The organism is Consotaella aegiceratis (assembly GCF_036541425.1).
Classification (GTDB): Bacteria; Pseudomonadota; Alphaproteobacteria; order Rhizobiales; family Rhizobiaceae; genus Consotaella; species Consotaella aegiceratis.
Genome location: NZ_JAZHFT010000049.1, coordinates 14,787 through 31,892 on the forward strand (window position 1 = coordinate 14,787; position 17,106 = coordinate 31,892).

The following is a 17,106-nucleotide window of genomic DNA, read 5'->3' on the forward strand; positions in this document are numbered from 1 at the left end:
CGCTGGTCCTACCTCCCGAAATGAAGAAGCATCCGGTGTCCCGACCTGTTCCCCCTGTGCGCCGATCGGCCTCGATCACGCGGCGTTCCACCTTGAAGTTCGGCCTCGGTACGGCGATGGCCGCCATGTTCGGCGGTCCAGCGTTTGCCCAGGCCGCCGCCGATGGCGAACTCGATCTGCAGAATTTCGATTACGAGGCGCTGTCGGCCGTCATGCGACGGCGTGCCGGCGAGCCCTATGTCGAGCCTCAGTCCGAGCTGCCGCAGGAACTTCTCGACCTCACCTATGATCAGCATCGCCACGTCCTGTTCCGGCGCGATCACACGCTGTGGCTCAACGACCCGGTGAATTTCCACGTGCAGCCGTTCTATCCCGGCTTCATCTACCGCGACACGACGCGGATCTTCGTGGGTGACGGAACGCATTTCAAGGAGCAGGTCTACACGCCGTCGGATTTCGAATATCTGGCGCCGCTCGATCCGTCCGTCTTCCAGAATTTGTCGCTTCCCGGCGTCGCCGGTTTCCGCCTGAACTGTCCGCTGAACCGCCCCGACATCTTCGACGAACTGGTGACGTTTCTGGGCGCCAGCTATTTCCGAGCGCTCGGCGCCGACACGCGCTACGGGCTCTCGGCGCGCGGCTTGGCGATCAACACGGCGACGGACGAAGCGGAGGAGTTTCCGCGCTTCACGACCTATTACATCGTCCAGCCGCAGCCCGGCGACAATCAGATTCGGTTGTTCGCCGAGATGGATAGCGCGAGCCTGACCGGCGCTTTCGCCTTCACGCTGCAGCCGGGCGAGCAGACGGTCATCGATGTGACTGCGCGGCTCTATTTCCGCAACGAAGTTCAGCGGCTTGGTGTCGCACCGCTTACCAGCATGTTCCTCTTCGGTGAGCACAGCCGCAGCGAGCGCGACGATTTCCGCCCCGAGGTGCACGACAGCGACGGCCTGATGGTCGTGCGCGCCAGCGGGGAACGGTTGTGGCGACCGGTGCGCAATCCCGAAAAGCTGGCGCTGTCCTATTTCCGCGAGGTGTCGCCCAAGGCCTTCGGGCTGTTGCAGCGCGATCGGGATTTCTCGCATTACGAGGACGTCGAGGCGCGCTACGAAATGCGGCCGTCGCTGATCATCGAGCCGATGAGCGACTGGGGCAGCGGCGCGATCGAACTGGTCGAAATTCCTTCGGATTCGGAGGCGAACGACAACATCGTCGCTTTCTGGGTGCCCGAGGAGAAGCCGCAGGCGGGCAGTGCCTTCGAATTCCGCTACCGCATGCGCTGGGGGCTGGAGGTCGAGACCGTCGATCAGATGGCCCGCGTCCGGGGAAGCTTTGCCGGCGCGGGGGGCAACCCGGCGGTGGACAGCCCGCCCAACTTTCGCCGGTTTGCCATCGACTTCGTGGGCGGAACGATCGCCAATCTGCCGAAGGATGCCAAGCTCGAGCCGATCATCGAGGTTTCCGACCTCGGACGGCTCAATCATGCCGGAATCGACCGCCTTCCAGACGGCGGTTGGCGCCTCGCCATCGAAATTGAACGCCTTGAATCCGGTCCAATCGAGATTCGTGCGAAACTTTCTATGTTGCAGCGCATTGTAAGCGAGACTTTTCTCTATCAATGGACGGGATCCATATGATGCAAAACGCAGCAACCTCGAGTTCCGGTGCTGGCGTATCGACGGTCCACCGCGATGCGGCCCGCCGGTGGAATGGTCGTGAACGCCCCACCGGGGGCATCGTTGTCGGTCGTCCGGACCTATCGGATGACGCCGTGGTCGAAGCGATCGCCGAGAAGCTGACATTGGATGGCGGCGATGCGACCAAGGCTTCGATGATTCTTGCTTCGGCGCAGGACGGCGACGCCGCCGCTCTCGCGACGCTGAAGGGTCTGCTTCTGCCACCGCCGCAGGTTCGCCTGGCGATGCCGGTCCAGGCCCTGACGCGCGAGCACCGTGCCTGGGCGTTGCCGTTTGCTGCACGACTGGCAGCGGTGCGCAGGCGCTAGGGTTCGCTCGGAAAAGGCGTGATCGCGGGCAGGTCCTCGGGATCGCGCATCGGCACCGCAGTTGCGGATCGCCATTGAATGGGTGCTCGGAGGGTTGCCGTAGTTTCGCGGCATGACCTGTTCCGGGCTTTTTGAGTGACGGTCGATAGCGACGGTCGATGTTGTGTCCGGTCCCGGCACCCCGCCCCGGAGACCTTCGTGGCGTGGCGGGAACCGTGAGTGACGCACCTTGTCGGTTATCGTTCGCAGAATCGTCTTCGCCGCGACTGCAGCGCTCCTGGCGGCCGTTGCGGGCGTTCTGTTCGCCGCGGTGGTGACCGTCAACGGTGTGACATGGCTGCATTGCGTCCAGATTGCGCTACTGACCATCTGCTGCTTCTGGCTGGCTTGGGGGTTCAACACCGCCGCGGTGGGTATCGCCGCCGCGCCGCGTCGCCTGAGGAGCGGCACGCCCCTGGCGTCCTGGCGCGGACCGTCGCGCACGGCGGTCCTGGTTCCGGTCTACAACGAAGACGCCGAAGCCGTCTTCGCGCGCGTCGCGGCGATGCTCGAAGGGCTGCGTGACGCCGGTGTGCTCGACCGTTTCGATGTCCATGTCCTGAGCGATTCCACCAAGGACGAATGCCGCGAGGCGGAACGCCGCATGGCCTACCGCGTAGCAGCGGACCTGCAAGCCGTCGGCAGCCTCTATTATCGGAATCGCACCAACAATATCGGCCGCAAGGCCGGCAACATCGCCGACTTTGTCACGACGAGCGGTGGCGCCTACGACTACATGCTGGTGCTCGACGCCGACAGTCTGATGCGACCGGCCACGATGGTGGAGATGGTGGCGCGCATGGATCGCGAGCCCGATCTCGGGCTCTTGCAGACGCAGCCGCTGATCATCGGCCGCCGAACGATCTTCGGCCGCGGGCTGCAGTTTTCCGCAGCGCTCTATTCGCCGATTTTTTCGCGCGGCATCGCTTGGCTGCAGGGTCGCGAAGGGCCGTTCTGGGGGCACAACGCGATCATTCGCGTGCGCGCCTTCGCGGCGTGTTGTGGCCTGCCCAATCTGCCGGGCCGGGCGCCGTTCGGCGGTGAAATCCTGAGCCACGACTTCGTCGAAGCCGCGCTGCTGGCGCGTGGCGGCTACAGGGTGCGCGTCGACCCCGATCTCGAAGGCTCCTTTGAGGAGGCGCCGGCCAATCTCATCGAATATGCCAAACGCGACCGGCGCTGGTGCCAAGGCAACATCCAGCATGGCCGTCTGATCGGCGCTCCGATGATGAAGACCTGGAGCCGCATCGCCCTGATGCAGGGCATCATGGCTTATGCCGCCTCGCCGATCTGGCTCCTGTTCATCGTCTTCAGCCTGCTCGACCCGATCCTGGCGCCGGAGCCGAACTATTTCCCGTCCGGCTCGCTGTTCCCGGTGTTTCCGCGGCCGGAGACCGGCAAGGCTCTGCTGCTGCTCGTCGGCATCGGCGTGCTCTTGCTCCTGCCCAAGACCCTGATCGCTTTCGGCAACGCCCTGTCGTCCAAGCGCCGGCGGTTCGGCGGCACCGTGACGCTGCTGCTCAGCGCCACGGCCGAGCTTCTGACGACCAGCATTCTGGCGCCGGTGATGATGATGTTTCAGTCGAAGGCGGTGGCCGAGATCCTGATCGGCGCCGACGCAGGCTGGCCGGCCACCGACCGCGAGGACGGCAGCCTGCCGCTCGGCACCGCGTTCCGCAGCAGCTGGTGGATGATGGCGGCCGGGGCCGTGCTGCTCTATGCGACCTACTACTACGCGCCCGATCTGTTCCTGTGGGTGTGCCCGATCGCCGTGCCGCTGCTGATCTCACCGCTTCTGATCAGCGTTACCGGCAGCCCGCCGGCCGGCGACGCGGTGCGGGCTCTCGGAATCTTCGCCACGCCCTTTGAATTGGCGCCCGAAGCGATCATCCAGTCGGCAGGCAATTGGCGGCGGCGTCTTGCCAGCGCCGGCGAAGAGGGCCACACTTCGCTCCTCGACACCGAAGGGACGGTGGGAGCGATCAGTCAAGCTTAATGCCAACCGCCATTTCGAAGCCAAGCCAGCGCGATCATCGGGTTGATTTTTACCGGGGCGTGGCGCTGGTGATGATCTTCATCAACCATGTCCCGGGCAATGTCTGGGAGCGCTATACAAGCCGTAATTTCGGTCTGTCGGATGCCGCGGAACTGTTCGTGTTCCTGGCCGGCTTTGCCTCGGCCTATGCCTACGGTCGGCCGTTCTATGCCGGCACCCGCCTCATCGCCAGCCTGAAGGCCTGGCGACGGGCCGGCGTCCTCTACCTGGTTCACTGTACGCTGACGCTGATGGCGATGGGGCTGTTCGCCTGGGCGGCCCTGACCTTCGGCGAGGGCGAGTTCATGCGGCGAATGGCGCTCGCCCCGCTGCTGACCAAGCCGCTGGAAACCCTCATCGGCCTTCCCGCGCTCAGCCATCAGTTCGGCTACGTCAACATCCTGCCGATGTACTCGGTCCTGTTGTTGCTGGTGCCGCTCATGCTGATGCTGGCAGGCATCAATCGCCACCTGCTGCTCGCGGTGAGCGGCCTTGCCTGGGCCGTCGTCGGCATATGGCGGATCGACATTCCCGCCTATCCCTATGCGGGCGGCTGGTTCTTCAATCCGCTTGCCTGGCAGTTCCTGTTCGCGATCGGGCTTTATTGCGGCCTGACCAAGATCGAACGGGGCCGCGCCGTGCCCTTCGCGCCATGGCTCTTCACCGCGGCTGCTGGCTATCTGGTCGTGTGCTTGATCATCGTCGACTTCGGCATTTGGAGTTGGCAGGCCCTCAATGGCGTGCCGTTCATCCTGCACGGCTTCGACAAGACCTATCTGACCATGCCGCGCCTGCTGCATGTCCTGGCCCTCGCCTATGTGTTCGCCAATGCCGCCGGCACCTCGCCGCTGGCAACGATCCAGCGCGAAAATCCCTTCGCCATGTTGGGGCGCCACTCGCTACCGATCTTCGCCGTGGGCACCATGCTGTCGCTTGTCGGCCAGGTGATCATCTTCGGCACCGAGCCGCAGTTCGCGCGCGACACCGTCCTGCTCGGCGGCGGTATCGTCGGCCTGTTCGTCCTGGCCTGGGGGCTGGACTGGTGGCAGGCGGCGACGCGTGGACCGCGGCCTCAGCCGGTGGCCGCCCCGGCGGCGCAACCGGCGCTCGACCCGTCGATGATCGCCTCCGTCAAGACGCGCCGCCAGATCTCCTGACGAGGGCTCTCGCCGAGCTGGACTTGCGCGGACGGGTGATCCGAGGCACAGGGCAGGGGCAGCTCACGCGGGAGATATCCTAATGCGAAGCGACCGAAACCATCCGTTCTTCCGCCCGCTCTGGCGTCGTGTGGCCGTGGTGACGGTCGTTGCTCTCTGGTGCGCCCTGGAATGGTGGGGCGGTGACGTGACCTGGGGCGCGATCACCCTGGCCCTTCTGGGCTATGCCGTGTGGGCCTATCTCATCGCCTTCGATCCGGAAGCGGGCCGCGAGGGCGGCGGTTCGTGAAGGCCGCCGGCCCCGGCACCGTCAGTGCCGCGCCGCAGGAGCCCCGCCGTCCGCCGTTGCCATGCCCGCGTGGCTCCGGGCTGCGGCCTTGACCAGTCCGGCGGCGAGGGCGGCGCCCGTGCCTTCGCCGAGATGCATGCCGAGCGCCAGGAGCGGCACCTTGCCCATCGCCTCGAGTGCCTGCCTGTGTCCGGGTTCCGCCGAGACGTGGCCGAACAGGCAATGATCGAGGGCCTCCGGCTTCATCTTCCAGAGCACCGCCGCCGCCGCGGTCGTCACCAATCCGTCGAGGATCACCGGCACGTGCTGGGTGCGCGCCGCGACGATCGCTCCGGCGATCGCCGCCAATTCCCGCCCGCCGAGCCGCCGCAGCACCTCCAGCGGGTCGGCGAGATGGCCCTCGTGGCAAGCCAGCGCCCGCTCGACGGCCTCGACCTGGCGGACCCGCACGCTTTCGTCGATGCCGGGCATCGAGCCGATCCAGGTCTCGGCCCTGCCGCCGAACAGGGCCGCGAGCATCGCCGCAGCCACGGTCCGGTTGCCGGCTCCGATGTCGCCGAGCGCCAGCAGGTCGGGTTCGCCCGCGAGCGCCTCCATGCCATAGGCCATGGTCGCCACGCAGGTTCGCTCGTCGAGCGCGGCCTCCCGGGTGATGTCGGCCGTCGGCACTTCGAGGGCGAGATCGAAGACCTTCAGCCCCAGGTCGAAGGTGGCGCAGATCTGGTTGACGGCCGCGCCGCCGGTCGCGAGGTTGGCGGCGCGCTCCGCGGCGGTTTCCGGCGCATCGGCCGAGATGCCGTTGGCGGCCACGCCGTGGCTGCCGGCGAAGACGACGACGAGCGGGCGGTTCACCGCCGGCTGCCGGCCGGTCCAGGCGGCCAGCCATTCCGAAAGGTCCTCCAGACGCCCGAGCGAGCCGAACGGCTTCGCCAGTTCGGCCTCGCGATGCCGCTTGTCGTGGACGGCTTGGCGGTCCGGTCCCGGCAAGTCGCGCACGAGCGCGCGGATGTCATCGAAGGGAAGGCCGGTCACCGACATGGGAAATCCTTCTGAAGGGGAGATCGCAGGAGGTCCGCTGGCCCTCGTGGCCTCAGGCCGAGGGCGAAGATGCTAACGGGCGCGCCAGGGCGTTGACGGCTGCCGCCGCCAGCGCGCTGCCGCCGCGCCGGCCGGCAAGAGCGATGAAGGGCACGCCGAGCTGATTGGCCCCGAGTTCGGCCTTGGCGTCGGCGGCGCCGACCAGCCCGCACGGGAAGCCGATGACGAGAGCCGGTCGCGGCGCCCCGCCGTCCAGGCGCTCGAGCAAGCGGAACAGCGCCGTCGGGGCTTCGCCGATCGCCACCACCGCACCGTCGAGCACATCGTCCCAGAGATCGACCTGTGCCGCGGCGCGATTCGATCCTTGCCTCTCGGCGAGTGAAGCCACCTGGGGATGGTTCAGCCGGCAGATCACCTTGGTGCCGACCGGCAGCGCGGTCCGGCCGATGCCGTGAGCCACCATTTCGCTGTCGCAGAGGATCGGCGCGCCACGCCGGAGCGCCGCCATGCCGGCTGCGATCGCATCCTGCGAGCATCGGAGGTCGTTCAGGATATCCGGCATGCCGCAGGCCTGGACCAGCTGGAGGGCAAGGTCGTGCGCTTCGCCGGGCAGGCGCGAGAGATCGGCTTCCTCGCGGGCGACGCGCAGGCTCTCCTCGGCAATCGCTGCCGGATCGCGCAGATAGGTGAACTTGGGCGGCAGCGTCACCGCCGCGGCCAACGATGCCGTCTCCTCCGAAAGCGCCCGGCCGATGCCGACGATCCAGCCTTCCTCGGCGATCGCCACGGCCTTTTCATCGTCTGTCAGATCGTCCGGGGCCGCCAGCAGCGCGCCGAAGCGTCCCGCCGCGTCGAGCCGGGCGAAGGTATCGGCCATCGCCTCGACCTGGGCTTCGTCCTTGGAGGATTTGTCGCCCTGCTCGACCTCGATCAGGGCGGGATACATCTCGGCCAGGATGATCGGCGCATCGAGTTCGGCGTCGAACCCGGTTTCGAACGGCCAGACCTTGAGGGTCCCGGCAAAGCGCGGGTCCTCGATCAGTGCGTGAAGACGCGGGATGCCGGTCAGCGCCTGGCTGCCGACGCTGCCGGCGAAAGCGAGCTTCCACACCGGCTGCGCCGGGCGGGCGCGCCGCTCCGCCAGCCGGTATTCGGGCAGGCTGCCGGGGCGAGGCTCGGGCCGCGCCATGTCGAGGCCGGGAATGCGCAGATGGTCGGGCCTGCCCCAGAACATCGGTGCCGGGCCGAAGACGTCGCGATTGAGCCGGCCGCCGATCTCGAAGCGGTTGGAGACGTTGTCGTCGCGGTCCTGGATCAGCGAGGCGATCCGCGCCCAGAGCGCGCGCCAGTTCGGCTCGCCGGCGATGGCTGCCGCCGCACCGGCCGGATAGCCGAACGGAAAGTCGAAGCCGGCGAAGACGCGCTTGTTCTCAGCAAGCGTCGCCTCGAAGACAGCAGCCACCGTCTCCATCGCCTCGGCGCGAGTGCGCGGATTGATGGTCTCGACCACCGTCACGTCGCGATCCTGCCGTTCGGCCAGGCAGATCCAGATCGAATCCCGGCCTCGGGTGGGCGCATTGGCGGCAGACCAGTCGACGGCGAGATAACGATCGAAAAGCGGAGTCATCCTGTCCTCGTGGAACGCGACGCGGGCCATTGTGCGGCGGGGCCAACTCCTGGACCCCAAGTCCGGCAGCGACGGCGCTGTCGGCTGCCGAGTCGGTCGGAGGGCGTCTGCCTCGACAGCAGCACCGGCGCTCGTCTCGGTCTTTTCGCAAGCATCGTCAAGGGGTGGCGATCCGGAAGGGAGTCCGCGCGAGGCCTCAGACGGATCGAATGAGATCGCATGCGGCTGCGACCAGGGCGGCGTTTCCGCCGGCGAACGCGCCGTCCGGCAGCGTTTTCCCATCCTCCAATCCGACCCGCGTCGACCAGCGTCGCTTGCCGGCCCGCCGGACGAAATCCCACACCGTGGCATCGAAGCCGTGCAGAAGGATCGGCTTGCGCAGCGCGGCGCGATCGAGCACCGCCTCGATGCCTTCGGCTTCGGTGATCGCCTCGTCGGGATCCTGCTGCTCGATCTCGATCAGCACGCGCAGGATGCGGTGATGCTCGGGCAGGGCGACGAGCCGCTCGGCATCGGCGACCGACGCAAGGCCCGCCTCGATGCCGACGCCGCGCTCGCGCAGGAGATCCATGACCGCCGGCGCGTCGGGTTCCGACAGGTTGACCGAGGCATAGTCCGGCAACTCGCGCCAGGCCGCGATGGCCGTCCGCGTCTCTGCGGGTGAGGTTTCGATCCAAGCACCCGTCGAGACGCCGAGTAGAGTGCCGGGGCATGCCTTGCGTAGCGCCGCGACAGTTTTGTCCACGGCGTGCAGGCTCTCTGCGCCGTGGTCTGCTCGCGGATGAAGGTGAATTTCGCCGGCGCCGGCCTGGATACAGGCTGCCGCGTCGCGCGCCATCGCGTCGGCCGTCAACGGCAGAGCGGGGTGGAATTCGGACGGACGAGCGCCGTTGATGCAGGCCTGGACGATCACGGTTGAGGGTTCCCGACCATGTTGGACTTAGAACACCCGATCAGACGATCTTCGGACGGTCGGTCGCGCCGATGAAGGCCTTGGAGGCTTCGCCATAGTCCTTGTGCCAGCGCGACAGTGGCGGGCGGTTCTCCACGATGTCGCCCATTGCCCAGAGCATGCGGCGTTCGTCCATCTCGCGCGTCACCTCGCCGTCGGGGCAAAGGATATAGAAGTCACCAGCCCCCAGCCGCTCGATCATGAAATCCACCGTCTGCTCCGGGGTCCAGGCGCCCTCGGGCTTCTGGGTCCGCCCGTGAGCCGTCAGGCCGGTGAAGACGAAGCCGGGAATCAGCAGGCGCGCCTCGACCTGGCAGCCGTCGCGGTTTCTCAGATCGTGCTGCAACGCCTCGGTAAACGCCTTCACGCCGGCCTTGGAGACGTTGTAGGCGGGGTCGCCCGGCGGTGTGGTGATGCCCTGCTTGGAGCCGGTGTTGACGATCAGTCCGGGCTTGCCGCTTTCGATCATCGCCGGCCCGAACACCTGGCAGCCGTTGACGATGCCGCCGAGATTGATGCGCAGGATCTCGATCCATGCGGCCTCCGGACCGAAGATGCCGCTGCCCGGCCCGATGCCGGCATTGTTCATCAGCACGTTCGGGGCGCCCCAGCGCTGGCTGACGCTCTTGGCCAGAGCCTCGACGGCCAGCCGGTCGCCGACGTCGACCGAGACGGCCATAACCTCGTCGGCTCCGCCCGTGGTCAACGCGGCGAGCTCGCCGCTCGCCGTCTTCAGCCGTTCCTCGTCGCGGTCGACGATGCAGACCTTCATGCCGAGGCCCGCGAAGCGCTTGGCGGCGGCGAGGCCGATGCCGGAGGCGCCGCCGGTGATGACGGCGATATGGGACGGAGAGAGGGCAGGATGGGTCATGACCAATTCGCTCGTTGGAGGATGCGACGGTCCAAACCTAGGCCACGCGCAGCCGTTGTGGAAGCGGTCGGACGACTTTGACGATCTGCCGGCAGCCGGCGCGCGCGATCGCCGGAGGATTCGCCGGCTCCTTATAAACTTTCTAGCGTCTGATGCGTTTGCTCTGACGACGAGAAGGAGACACCCGCCCATGCGACTGACGATCAACGGCGCCGAGCATGAGCTCGATATCGATCTGCGAACCTCGCTTTTGGACGCGCTTCGCGAGCACTTGGCGTTCACGGGCAGCAAGAAGGGGTGCGACCACGGCCAGTGCGGCGCCTGCACGGTCCTGGTGAACGGCCGCAGGATCAATTCCTGCCTGACGCTCGCGGTGATGCACGAGGGCGACGAGATCACCACCATCGAGGGGCTGAGCGATCCGAAGAAATTGCATCCGATGCAGGCGAGCTTCCTCGCCCATGATGGGTTCCAGTGCGGCTACTGTACGCCGGGACAGATCGTTTCGGCCGTCGGCATGCTCTCGGAGATCGAGCAGGGGTGGCCCAGCCATGTATCGGACGACCTCGAAGGTCCCGTCGAACTGAGCGAGCGGGAGATTTCGGAACGGATGAGCGGCAATCTCTGCCGTTGCTCGGCCTATCCCAACATCGTCGCTGCGATCCGCGAAGCGGGCAAGGGAGAGCCGGCGTGAGAGAGTTTTCCTATTCCAAGGCGACCGATCCCCGGCAGGCATCGTCGATGGCCGCCGCCGGCGGACGCTTCATCGCGGGCGGAACCAATCTCCTCGACCTGATGAAGCTGGAGATCGAGACGCCCGAGACGCTGATCGACATCTCGCGCCTGCCGTTCAACAGGATCGAGCCGGCCGGCGACGGCCTGCGCATCGGTGCGATGGTGACCAACGGCGACCTCGCCGCGCATGCGGCGGTTCGCCACGACTATCCGGTGCTGGCGCGAGCGCTCCTGGCCGGCGCCAGCGGCCAGATCCGCAACAAGGCGACGACCGGCGGCAACCTCCTCCAGCGCACCCGCTGCTACTATTTCTACGAGCCCAAGGCGCCGTGCAACAAGCGCGAGCCCGGCTCGGGCTGCAGCGCCATCGGCGGCTTCAACCGCATCCACGCCGTCCTCGGCGCCAGCGATCACTGTATCGCCACCCATCCCTCCGACATGGCGGTGGCGCTGACCGCGCTCGATGCGGAAATCGAGACGCTGCTGCCGGACGGCTCGTCGCGTCAGCTCAGGATCCGCGAGCTTCATCGCCTGCCTGACGACACACCGCAGACCGAAACCGTGCTTCAGCCGGGCGAGATGATCGTTGCGGTGCTGTTGCCGGCGCCTCTGGGCGGCCGCCAGGTCTACCGCAAGGTGCGCGACCGGGCGTCCTATGCCTTCGCTCTGGTTTCGGTCGCCGCGGTCGTCGATCTGCAACAGGGTCGGATCGCGCAGGCGCGGCTGGCCTTCGGCGGTCTCGCTCCGAAACCTTGGCGCGACAAGGCCGTGGAGGACCTGCTCGTCGGCGAGCGGCCTTCGCCGCAGCTCTTCGAGGCGGCCGCCGACCGCCTTCTGGCCGAGGCCAAGGGGCAGGGGGCGAACGACTTCAAGGTCCCGCTGGCGCGTCGGACTTTGACCGCCGTCCTGGCCGAAGCAACGAAAGGAGACGCCCGATGAGCAAGCTCGTGATGGACGACGCCATCGACGGCTCGCGTCTCGACCAGAGCGCCCAGGGCCTGATCGGACAGCCGGTCGACCGCTATGAGGGGCGGCTCAAGGTCGCGGGTCGGGCGCCTTATGCCTACGAGGCCATGCAGGGCGGATCCGTCGCCTACGGCGCGATCGTTGCCGCCGGCTTCGGCCCCGGCCGTCTCATCTCGATCGATCCGAAGGCGGCGCTGGCCGCGCCCGGCGTGCTTCACGTGGTCATCGACGACAAGGCTGTACGCGCCTCGGCCGATCCGGGCGACGATCAGCCGCCGCGCGTCGATGGCCTGATCGTGCATACCGGTCAGGCCGTCGCGCTCGTCGTCGCTGAAACCTTCGAGGTGGCGCGTCATGCCGCGACGCTCGTTAAGCTCGACGTCGAAAGCGAGCCGGGCCGCTACGATCTCGAGGCCGGACAGGGCAACGACATCATGCCTGACGGCGAGGACTCTTCCGGCGCGACGAAGGGCGACTTCGAGGCCGCCTTCGCTGCGGCCGAAGTGCAGCTCGACGTGATCTACGCCACGCCGAGCCAGAGCCATTCGGCGATGGAGCCGCATGCGGCGATCGCCGAATGGCAGGGAGATCGCCTGACTGTCCACTGTTCCAACCAGCTCGTCGCGTCCAACACTAAGCAACTCGCCGCCGCGCTGGACATCGATCCCGAGAAGGTCCGGCTGATCACGCCCTATATCGGCGGCGGCTTCGGCGGCAAGCTCGGCATCGGGGTCGAATCCGTCTACGCGGCCCTGGCCGCCAAGACGCTCGGCCGGCCCGTCAAGGTCGCCCTCAGCCGCCAGCAGGTCTATCAGATGACCTCCCGGCGTACCGATACGCTTCAGCGCATGCGCCTGGGCGCGCGGTCCGACGGCACCCTTACCGCCATCGCGCACGACACCTGGTGCGGCAACCTCGAAGAGGATCCGTCGGCGGAGCCGGCAGGCCTGTCCACCGTCTTCCTTTATGCGGGCGACAACCGCCAGGTGACCCATCATGTCGCCCCGCTCGATCTCCTGCGTCCATCGGCGATGCGTGCGCCGGGCGAGGCCGTCGGCATGCTGGCGCTGGAAAACGCCATGGACGAAATGGCGGAAAAGCTCGGGCTCGATCCGATCGAATTCCGCAAGCGCAACGAGCCGGAGGTCAATCCCCAGGACGGCCGACCGTTTTCGTCGCGCTACCTGATCGACTGCATGGAAGAGGGCGCCAAGCGCTTCGGCTGGGACGAGCGGCCGGCGACGCCCGGCAGCCGTCGCGACGGCGAATGGCTGATCGGCTATGGCATGGCGGCGGCCTCGCGCGCCAACATGCTCCAGCCGTCCTCGGCGGAGGTCAGCCTTCGTCCGGATGGCAGCGCAACGATCAAGACCGACATGACCGATATCGGGACCGGCTCCTATACGATCCTGGCCCAGACGGCCGGCGAATTGCTGGGCCTGGCCGTCGACCGCATCGACGTCCAACTCGGCGACTCCTCGCTGCCGAAGAGTTCGGGGTCCGGCGGCTCGTTCGGCGCGGCCAGCTCGACGTCGTCGGTCTATGTCGCCTGCCTCGATTTGATCGGGCAGCTGGCGGCGAAGCTCGACGTTGCTCCCGAGCAACTGACGTTGAAGGATGGGACCGCGATCGCCGGAAACCGGCAGGTGGCCCTCGCCGATCTCCTGGCCGGCGAAACTCTGACGGTGGAAGGCACGATCGAGCCCGGCCGAACCGACGAGGAGTATCACCAGGCCTGCTACGGCGCGCATTTCTGCGAGGTCGCCGTCAGCGCCGTGACCGGCGAGACGCGGGTGAAGCGAATGCTCTCGGTGTGCGAGGCCGGGCGCATCCTGAATCCCAAGACCGCGACGTCGCAGTGCTATGGCGGCCTGATCTTCGGCATCGGTACGGCGCTGACCGAGGAACTGGTGGCGGACAAGCGCACCGGCCTGATGGTCAATCACGATCTGGCGGAATACCACGTGCCGGTGAATGCCGACGTGCCGCAGCTCGAGGTCGTGCTGCTCGACCGCGTCGACCAGTTGGCCAATCCGATGGCGGCCAAGGGCATCGGCGAACTGGCGATCAGCGGCGCCGGGGCGGCCATCACCAACGCCATCTACAATGCGTGCGGCGTTCGCGTGCGCTCCTATCCGATGACTCTGGACAAGGTGCTCGCCGGGCTGGAGAAACAGTCGGCCTGACCATCCCGACGGGAAAAGGCCGGACACGATCGCCGGCCTTTTCGCTGTAATCGGACGCCTTGGTGCGCGAACGGAGACGGCTAGACGCCGAACAGCCCGATCAGGCCGACGGCGATCAGGTAGATGGCGACGACGTAGTTCAACAGACGCGGTACGATCAGGATCAGGATCCCGGCGATCAGCGCGATGAGCGGCTGAATGGCAATGGCGTTCATTATCATGGGAAAGGGCCTTTCCGAACTCTCGATACGTATGGGCGGCGCTTCTGAAATGCTGACGGCGTATCCGCCGTTCCCGGCGCGATGCGGTGGGCCGTCCATTGCTTCCGCGCCGCTCGACCCGTTTCTATGGGACGAAAAAGGCCGGCGAATGTGACGCCGGCCTTTTTCGTTTCGGACTGGTTCGGAATAGAAGGGGAGGAGGCTCAGAACTCTTCCCAGCCGTCCTCGACGGCGGCGGGCTTGCGTGCGGCACCGCCGGTGCCGGTCGCCTTCATCTGCGGCATGGGCTTGGCGGCGGGCCGCGCCGGCTTGGCCGGACGGGCAGCCGGAGCCGCCGCCTGGCGGCGCGCGGTGCGCGCGCCCTGCGCCTGATGACCGGCCGAGGTCGCCGTGCGGAACTGCGCGATCAGCTGCGCCAGCTGGTCGGTCTCGTTCGCCAGCGTCTGCGCCGCCGCCGTCGTCTCTTCGACCATCGCCGCGTTCTGCTGCGTCACCTTGTCCATCTGGTCGGCAGCGGTCGACACTTCCTTCAGGCTGACGGCCTGCTCGCGCGCCGTCCGCGCGATCTCGGAGACCTCCGAGGACATCGCGGCGACCTCCGCGACGATCTCCTCCAGGCTCTTGCCCGACGCCGTCACCAGCTCGACGCCCTGCCCGACATGCTCGGAGGACTGCGAGATCAGCTCCTTGATCTCCTTGGCCGCTTCGGCCGAACGCTGGGCCAGGGCGCGGACTTCCTGCGCCACGACGGCGAAGCCCTTGCCCGCCTCGCCGGCGCGGGCCGCCTCGACGCCGGCGTTCAGCGCCAGGAGGTTCGTCTGGAAGGCGATCTCGTCGATGACGCCGATGATCTTGCCGATTTCCTCGGACGATTTCTCGATCGCCGCCATGGCCTCGACGGCGCGCCCGACGATGGCGCCACCCTTCTCGGCGTTCTTCTGCGCGGTCTGGGCCGAAGCCTGAGCACGGCCGGCGCTTTCGGCCGTCTCGTTCACCGCCCGCGTCACTTCCGTCAGCGCCGCGGTGGTCTCTTCCAGGCCGGCCGCCTGCTGCTCGGTGCGCTGGGCGAGGTCGTTCGTCGCGGTGTTGATCTCGTCCAGACCCGAGCGGATCGAGCCGATCGAGCCGATCACCGAGCCGAAGGTGTCCTCCAGCTTCTCGGCCGTGCCGTTGAACTGGCTGCGAATCTCCTCGTATTCAGGCGCCACCGGACGCTCCAGACGCACGGTGAGGTCGCCGCCCGAGAGGCGATCGAAGCCACCCTTGACGTCAGCGACAAAGGCTTCAAGGCGCTCGGCCTTCTCGTGCTCTTCGGCGGCCTGGCGCGCTTTCTCGGCCGCCTGCGCCTCGCGCAGCCGTGCCGCCTCGGCCTCCAGCCGATCCTGCTCGATGACGGCCAGCCTCAGATCCTCGACCGAGCGCGCCATGAGCCCGATCTCGTCGCCCAGCTGCGTGCCGGGAACGGTCAGATCGGTCTTGCGCCGTGCCACCTGGGCGATGGTATCGGACAGGGCGCGCAGCGGCCGGAACATTCTGCCCGACAGCCATAAGGCGAGACCGCCGGCCACGATGACCACGACCAGCGCGATCCCCGCCAACTGATACTGCAGGGTCCGGATCGAGCTGAAGAAATCCGCTTGTTTGACACCGGCATAGAGGATGCCGATGGTCTTGCCGCCGGCATCCTTGATCGGGTCGTAGGCCGTGAAATAGGGCGTTCCGAGGATATCGGCCTCGCCGCGATAGGGCATTCCGCTGCCGAGAACGGCGTCATAGACCGGACCGCGCGCTAGAGCGGTGCCGGTGGCCCGCCCGCCCTCCGGCTTCATGACGTTGGTGGCGACGCGCGTGTCGCCCATGAAAATCGTCGCCGTGCCGCCAACGAGTTCCTTCACCCGGTCCACCGGCTCGGTGAAGTCGTTGAGCGGCGTGTCGCCGACGTAAAGCTTGCCGTTGCGCAGCGAATAGCCGTCGCCATAGGAAGCCAACACGTGCCAGGCGACGTTGAGATTGGTTTCCAGACGTTCGGACGCGCGATTCCTCCCTTCCTTGGCGAGAATGACGTCGCCCGCCAGGGTAAAGATGATGGAGAGTCCGATCAGGCTCGCCAGCACCAAAGCAGAAATCTTGGTCGAAAGGGAGAATTTGCGAAGCATGGCGTGGATCTTTCTATCCAATCTGCCGACAAGTTCGTCGCTCGCCGAGTTTCGTCCGCTGCGGCAGGCCGCGGGCCAACGCCGCTACATGCGTATGATCATTCCTTCAAGCGGGCTGGTGGGGGCGGCGATCTGCGGCTGCTCTCGGATTCTTTTTGAAGACAGTGTCTAAAAATATAAGTCGCCGACTAATAAAAAATTACCTAACGAAAATCGATGAAAATCAACGGCTAAGAGAATATTGCTGTCAGGTGGGCTCGTGCGAGCAATAATCAATCCGATGATTGAGCAATCTAAGATTGCATAAATTGAATAATACACGCATTTAGTGTAAGTTTTTACTTATAGCGCGGCGGCAACCGAGATCGAACGCCGGATTTTTCCGACAAATTCTTGTGCCGAAACTCAGGTTTGTGGGCCCAACGACTGCGATTGACCGGCCGGGAGCTGCGCGCGCGAATGCCGGCCGGCGGTCGCGTTATCTGTCGGTAACCATATCCATGCTTACAAACTCAGTCATCCATCGGCGCATACACTTGTTCTTAAGTCAGTTCATCTAGTGTGCCTTGAGCTTCGGCCCTTCGCTAGAGGAGGTAGGAGCTGTCAACTCTGTCGAGGTAAACAATACATAAAATCAACTTTGCTCACCTTATGGCCGGAGACGGGACCAAGCGGGTCGTGGGCGAGTGGGGACGCACAGGAAGAGTTCTGATGGCAAGAAAGAAGCAGGCATCGGCGGAGACGGTTGAGCTTCCGTCGCAGCTTGGTCTGAACGCGGCGGGCCCGTTGTCGGAGCAGCTGATGGGACTGCGCGGCAAGCCGGTCG

15 protein-coding genes are annotated in these 17,106 nt (G+C 66.3%); 9 read left to right on the forward strand and 6 right to left on the reverse strand.

The window, feature by feature from the left end; all coding sequences use genetic code 11:
* The first annotated feature begins 35 nt into the window (after positions 1 to 35).
* The 5 genes from SMD10_RS21610 to SMD10_RS21630 all read left to right on the forward strand — a co-directional run bounded on the left by SMD10_RS21610 (position 36) and on the right by SMD10_RS21630 (position 5,528).
* On the forward strand, positions 36 to 1,640 hold the full coding sequence (locus SMD10_RS21610) for an OpgD/OpgG family glucan biosynthesis protein (RefSeq protein WP_331687820.1): 1,605 nt from the start codon (positions 36 to 38) through the stop codon (positions 1,638 to 1,640).
* Between the two features lie 134 nt (positions 1,641 to 1,774).
* Positions 1,775 to 2,008 (forward strand): hypothetical protein, encoded by a 234-nt coding sequence (locus SMD10_RS21615; protein WP_331687821.1) that lies wholly within the window; start codon positions 1,775 to 1,777, stop codon positions 2,006 to 2,008.
* 229 nt (positions 2,009 to 2,237) lie between these two features.
* Entirely contained in the window at positions 2,238 to 4,043 is a 1,806-nt protein-coding gene (gene mdoH, locus SMD10_RS21620; RefSeq protein ID WP_331687822.1) for a glucans biosynthesis glucosyltransferase MdoH, read from the forward strand.
* Complete coding sequence (locus SMD10_RS21625) at positions 4,043 to 5,239, forward strand: OpgC family protein (RefSeq protein WP_331687823.1); 1,197 nt, start codon at positions 4,043 to 4,045, stop codon at positions 5,237 to 5,239. Before mdoH ends, SMD10_RS21625 begins: the two co-directional genes overlap by 1 nt.
* Before the next feature lie 82 nt (positions 5,240 to 5,321).
* Positions 5,322 to 5,528, forward strand: coding sequence for a hypothetical protein (locus tag SMD10_RS21630; protein WP_331687824.1), 207 nt, complete (start codon positions 5,322 to 5,324; stop codon positions 5,526 to 5,528).
* Positions 5,529 to 5,549: 21 nt separating this feature from the next.
* On the opposite strand, the gene SMD10_RS21635 is transcribed toward SMD10_RS21630, so the two are convergent.
* The 4 genes from SMD10_RS21635 to SMD10_RS21650 form a co-directional block, all read right to left on the reverse strand.
* Entirely contained in the window at positions 5,550 to 6,566 is a 1,017-nt protein-coding gene (locus tag SMD10_RS21635) for a nicotinate-nucleotide--dimethylbenzimidazole phosphoribosyltransferase (protein WP_331687825.1), read from the reverse strand.
* A 52-nt stretch (positions 6,567 to 6,618) separates the two neighbouring features.
* Positions 6,619 to 7,269 carry a precorrin-8X methylmutase gene (locus SMD10_RS21640; RefSeq protein ID WP_331687833.1) on the reverse strand — a complete coding sequence of 217 codons (651 nt, stop codon included), beginning with the start codon at positions 7,267 to 7,269 and terminating at the stop codon, positions 6,619 to 6,621.
* A 1,120-nt stretch (positions 7,270 to 8,389) separates the two neighbouring features.
* On the reverse strand, positions 8,390 to 9,106 hold the full coding sequence (locus SMD10_RS21645) for a 3-keto-5-aminohexanoate cleavage protein (RefSeq protein WP_331687826.1): 717 nt from the start codon (positions 9,104 to 9,106) through the stop codon (positions 8,390 to 8,392).
* Positions 9,107 to 9,146: 40 nt separating this feature from the next.
* Positions 9,147 to 10,016, reverse strand: a complete 870-nt coding sequence (locus SMD10_RS21650; RefSeq protein ID WP_331687827.1) for an SDR family NAD(P)-dependent oxidoreductase — start codon at positions 10,014 to 10,016, stop codon at positions 9,147 to 9,149.
* A 190-nt stretch (positions 10,017 to 10,206) separates the two neighbouring features.
* Between SMD10_RS21650 and SMD10_RS21655 the strand changes: the two genes are divergently transcribed.
* From SMD10_RS21655 to SMD10_RS21665, 3 genes are read left to right on the forward strand one after another with little or no spacing between them, the layout of a single operon-like run.
* Positions 10,207 to 10,710 (forward strand): 2Fe-2S iron-sulfur cluster-binding protein, encoded by a 504-nt coding sequence (locus SMD10_RS21655; protein ID WP_331687828.1) that lies wholly within the window; start codon positions 10,207 to 10,209, stop codon positions 10,708 to 10,710.
* Positions 10,707 to 11,690 (forward strand): FAD binding domain-containing protein, encoded by a 984-nt coding sequence (locus SMD10_RS21660; protein WP_331687829.1) that lies wholly within the window; start codon positions 10,707 to 10,709, stop codon positions 11,688 to 11,690. The genes SMD10_RS21655 and SMD10_RS21660 overlap by 4 nt, the downstream gene beginning before the upstream one ends.
* An 11-nt stretch (positions 11,691 to 11,701) precedes the next feature.
* Complete coding sequence (locus tag SMD10_RS21665) at positions 11,702 to 13,903, forward strand: xanthine dehydrogenase family protein molybdopterin-binding subunit (RefSeq protein ID WP_331687834.1); 2,202 nt, start codon at positions 11,702 to 11,704, stop codon at positions 13,901 to 13,903.
* Between the two features lie 80 nt (positions 13,904 to 13,983).
* Here SMD10_RS21665 and SMD10_RS21670 read toward each other — a convergent pair whose 3' ends face one another.
* Together SMD10_RS21670 and SMD10_RS21675 are read right to left on the reverse strand one after the other, a co-directional pair.
* Positions 13,984 to 14,124 (reverse strand): DUF3096 domain-containing protein, encoded by a 141-nt coding sequence (locus SMD10_RS21670; RefSeq protein ID WP_331687830.1) that lies wholly within the window; start codon positions 14,122 to 14,124, stop codon positions 13,984 to 13,986.
* Between the two features lie 203 nt (positions 14,125 to 14,327).
* The gene (locus tag SMD10_RS21675) at positions 14,328 to 16,280 is read right to left on the reverse strand and encodes a methyl-accepting chemotaxis protein (protein ID WP_331687831.1); all 1,953 of its coding nucleotides are present in this window, start codon (positions 16,278 to 16,280) and stop codon (positions 14,328 to 14,330) included.
* Between SMD10_RS21675 and SMD10_RS21680 the strand changes: the two genes are divergently transcribed.
* Positions 16,279 to 16,452: a hypothetical protein gene (locus SMD10_RS21680; protein ID WP_331687832.1), complete on the forward strand. Its 174-nt coding sequence runs from the start codon at positions 16,279 to 16,281 to the stop codon at positions 16,450 to 16,452. The genes SMD10_RS21675 and SMD10_RS21680 overlap by 2 nt on opposite strands.
* Positions 16,453 to 17,106: the final 654 nt, after the last annotated feature.

Excerpts from the sequence above, each read along its gene's own strand:
- SMD10_RS21665 (WP_331687834.1), top strand. The coding sequence starts at position 11,702 with ATGGACGACGCCATCGACGGCTCGCGTCTCGACCAGAGCGCCCAGGGC.
- SMD10_RS21680 (WP_331687832.1), top strand. The coding sequence starts at position 16,279 with ATGGCGTGGATCTTTCTATCCAATCTGCCGACAAGTTCGTCGCTCGCC.
- SMD10_RS21650 (WP_331687827.1), bottom strand. The coding sequence starts at position 10,016 with ATGACCCATCCTGCCCTCTCTCCGTCCCATATCGCCGTCATCACCGGC.
- SMD10_RS21675 (WP_331687831.1), bottom strand. The coding sequence starts at position 16,280 with ATGCTTCGCAAATTCTCCCTTTCGACCAAGATTTCTGCTTTGGTGCTG.
- SMD10_RS21655 (WP_331687828.1), top strand. The coding sequence starts at position 10,207 with ATGCGACTGACGATCAACGGCGCCGAGCATGAGCTCGATATCGATCTG.
- SMD10_RS21635 (WP_331687825.1), bottom strand. The coding sequence starts at position 6,566 with ATGTCGGTGACCGGCCTTCCCTTCGATGACATCCGCGCGCTCGTGCGC.
- SMD10_RS21625 (WP_331687823.1), top strand. The coding sequence starts at position 4,043 with ATGCCAACCGCCATTTCGAAGCCAAGCCAGCGCGATCATCGGGTTGAT.
- SMD10_RS21630 (WP_331687824.1), top strand. The coding sequence starts at position 5,322 with ATGCGAAGCGACCGAAACCATCCGTTCTTCCGCCCGCTCTGGCGTCGT.
- SMD10_RS21670 (WP_331687830.1), bottom strand. The coding sequence starts at position 14,124 with ATGATAATGAACGCCATTGCCATTCAGCCGCTCATCGCGCTGATCGCC.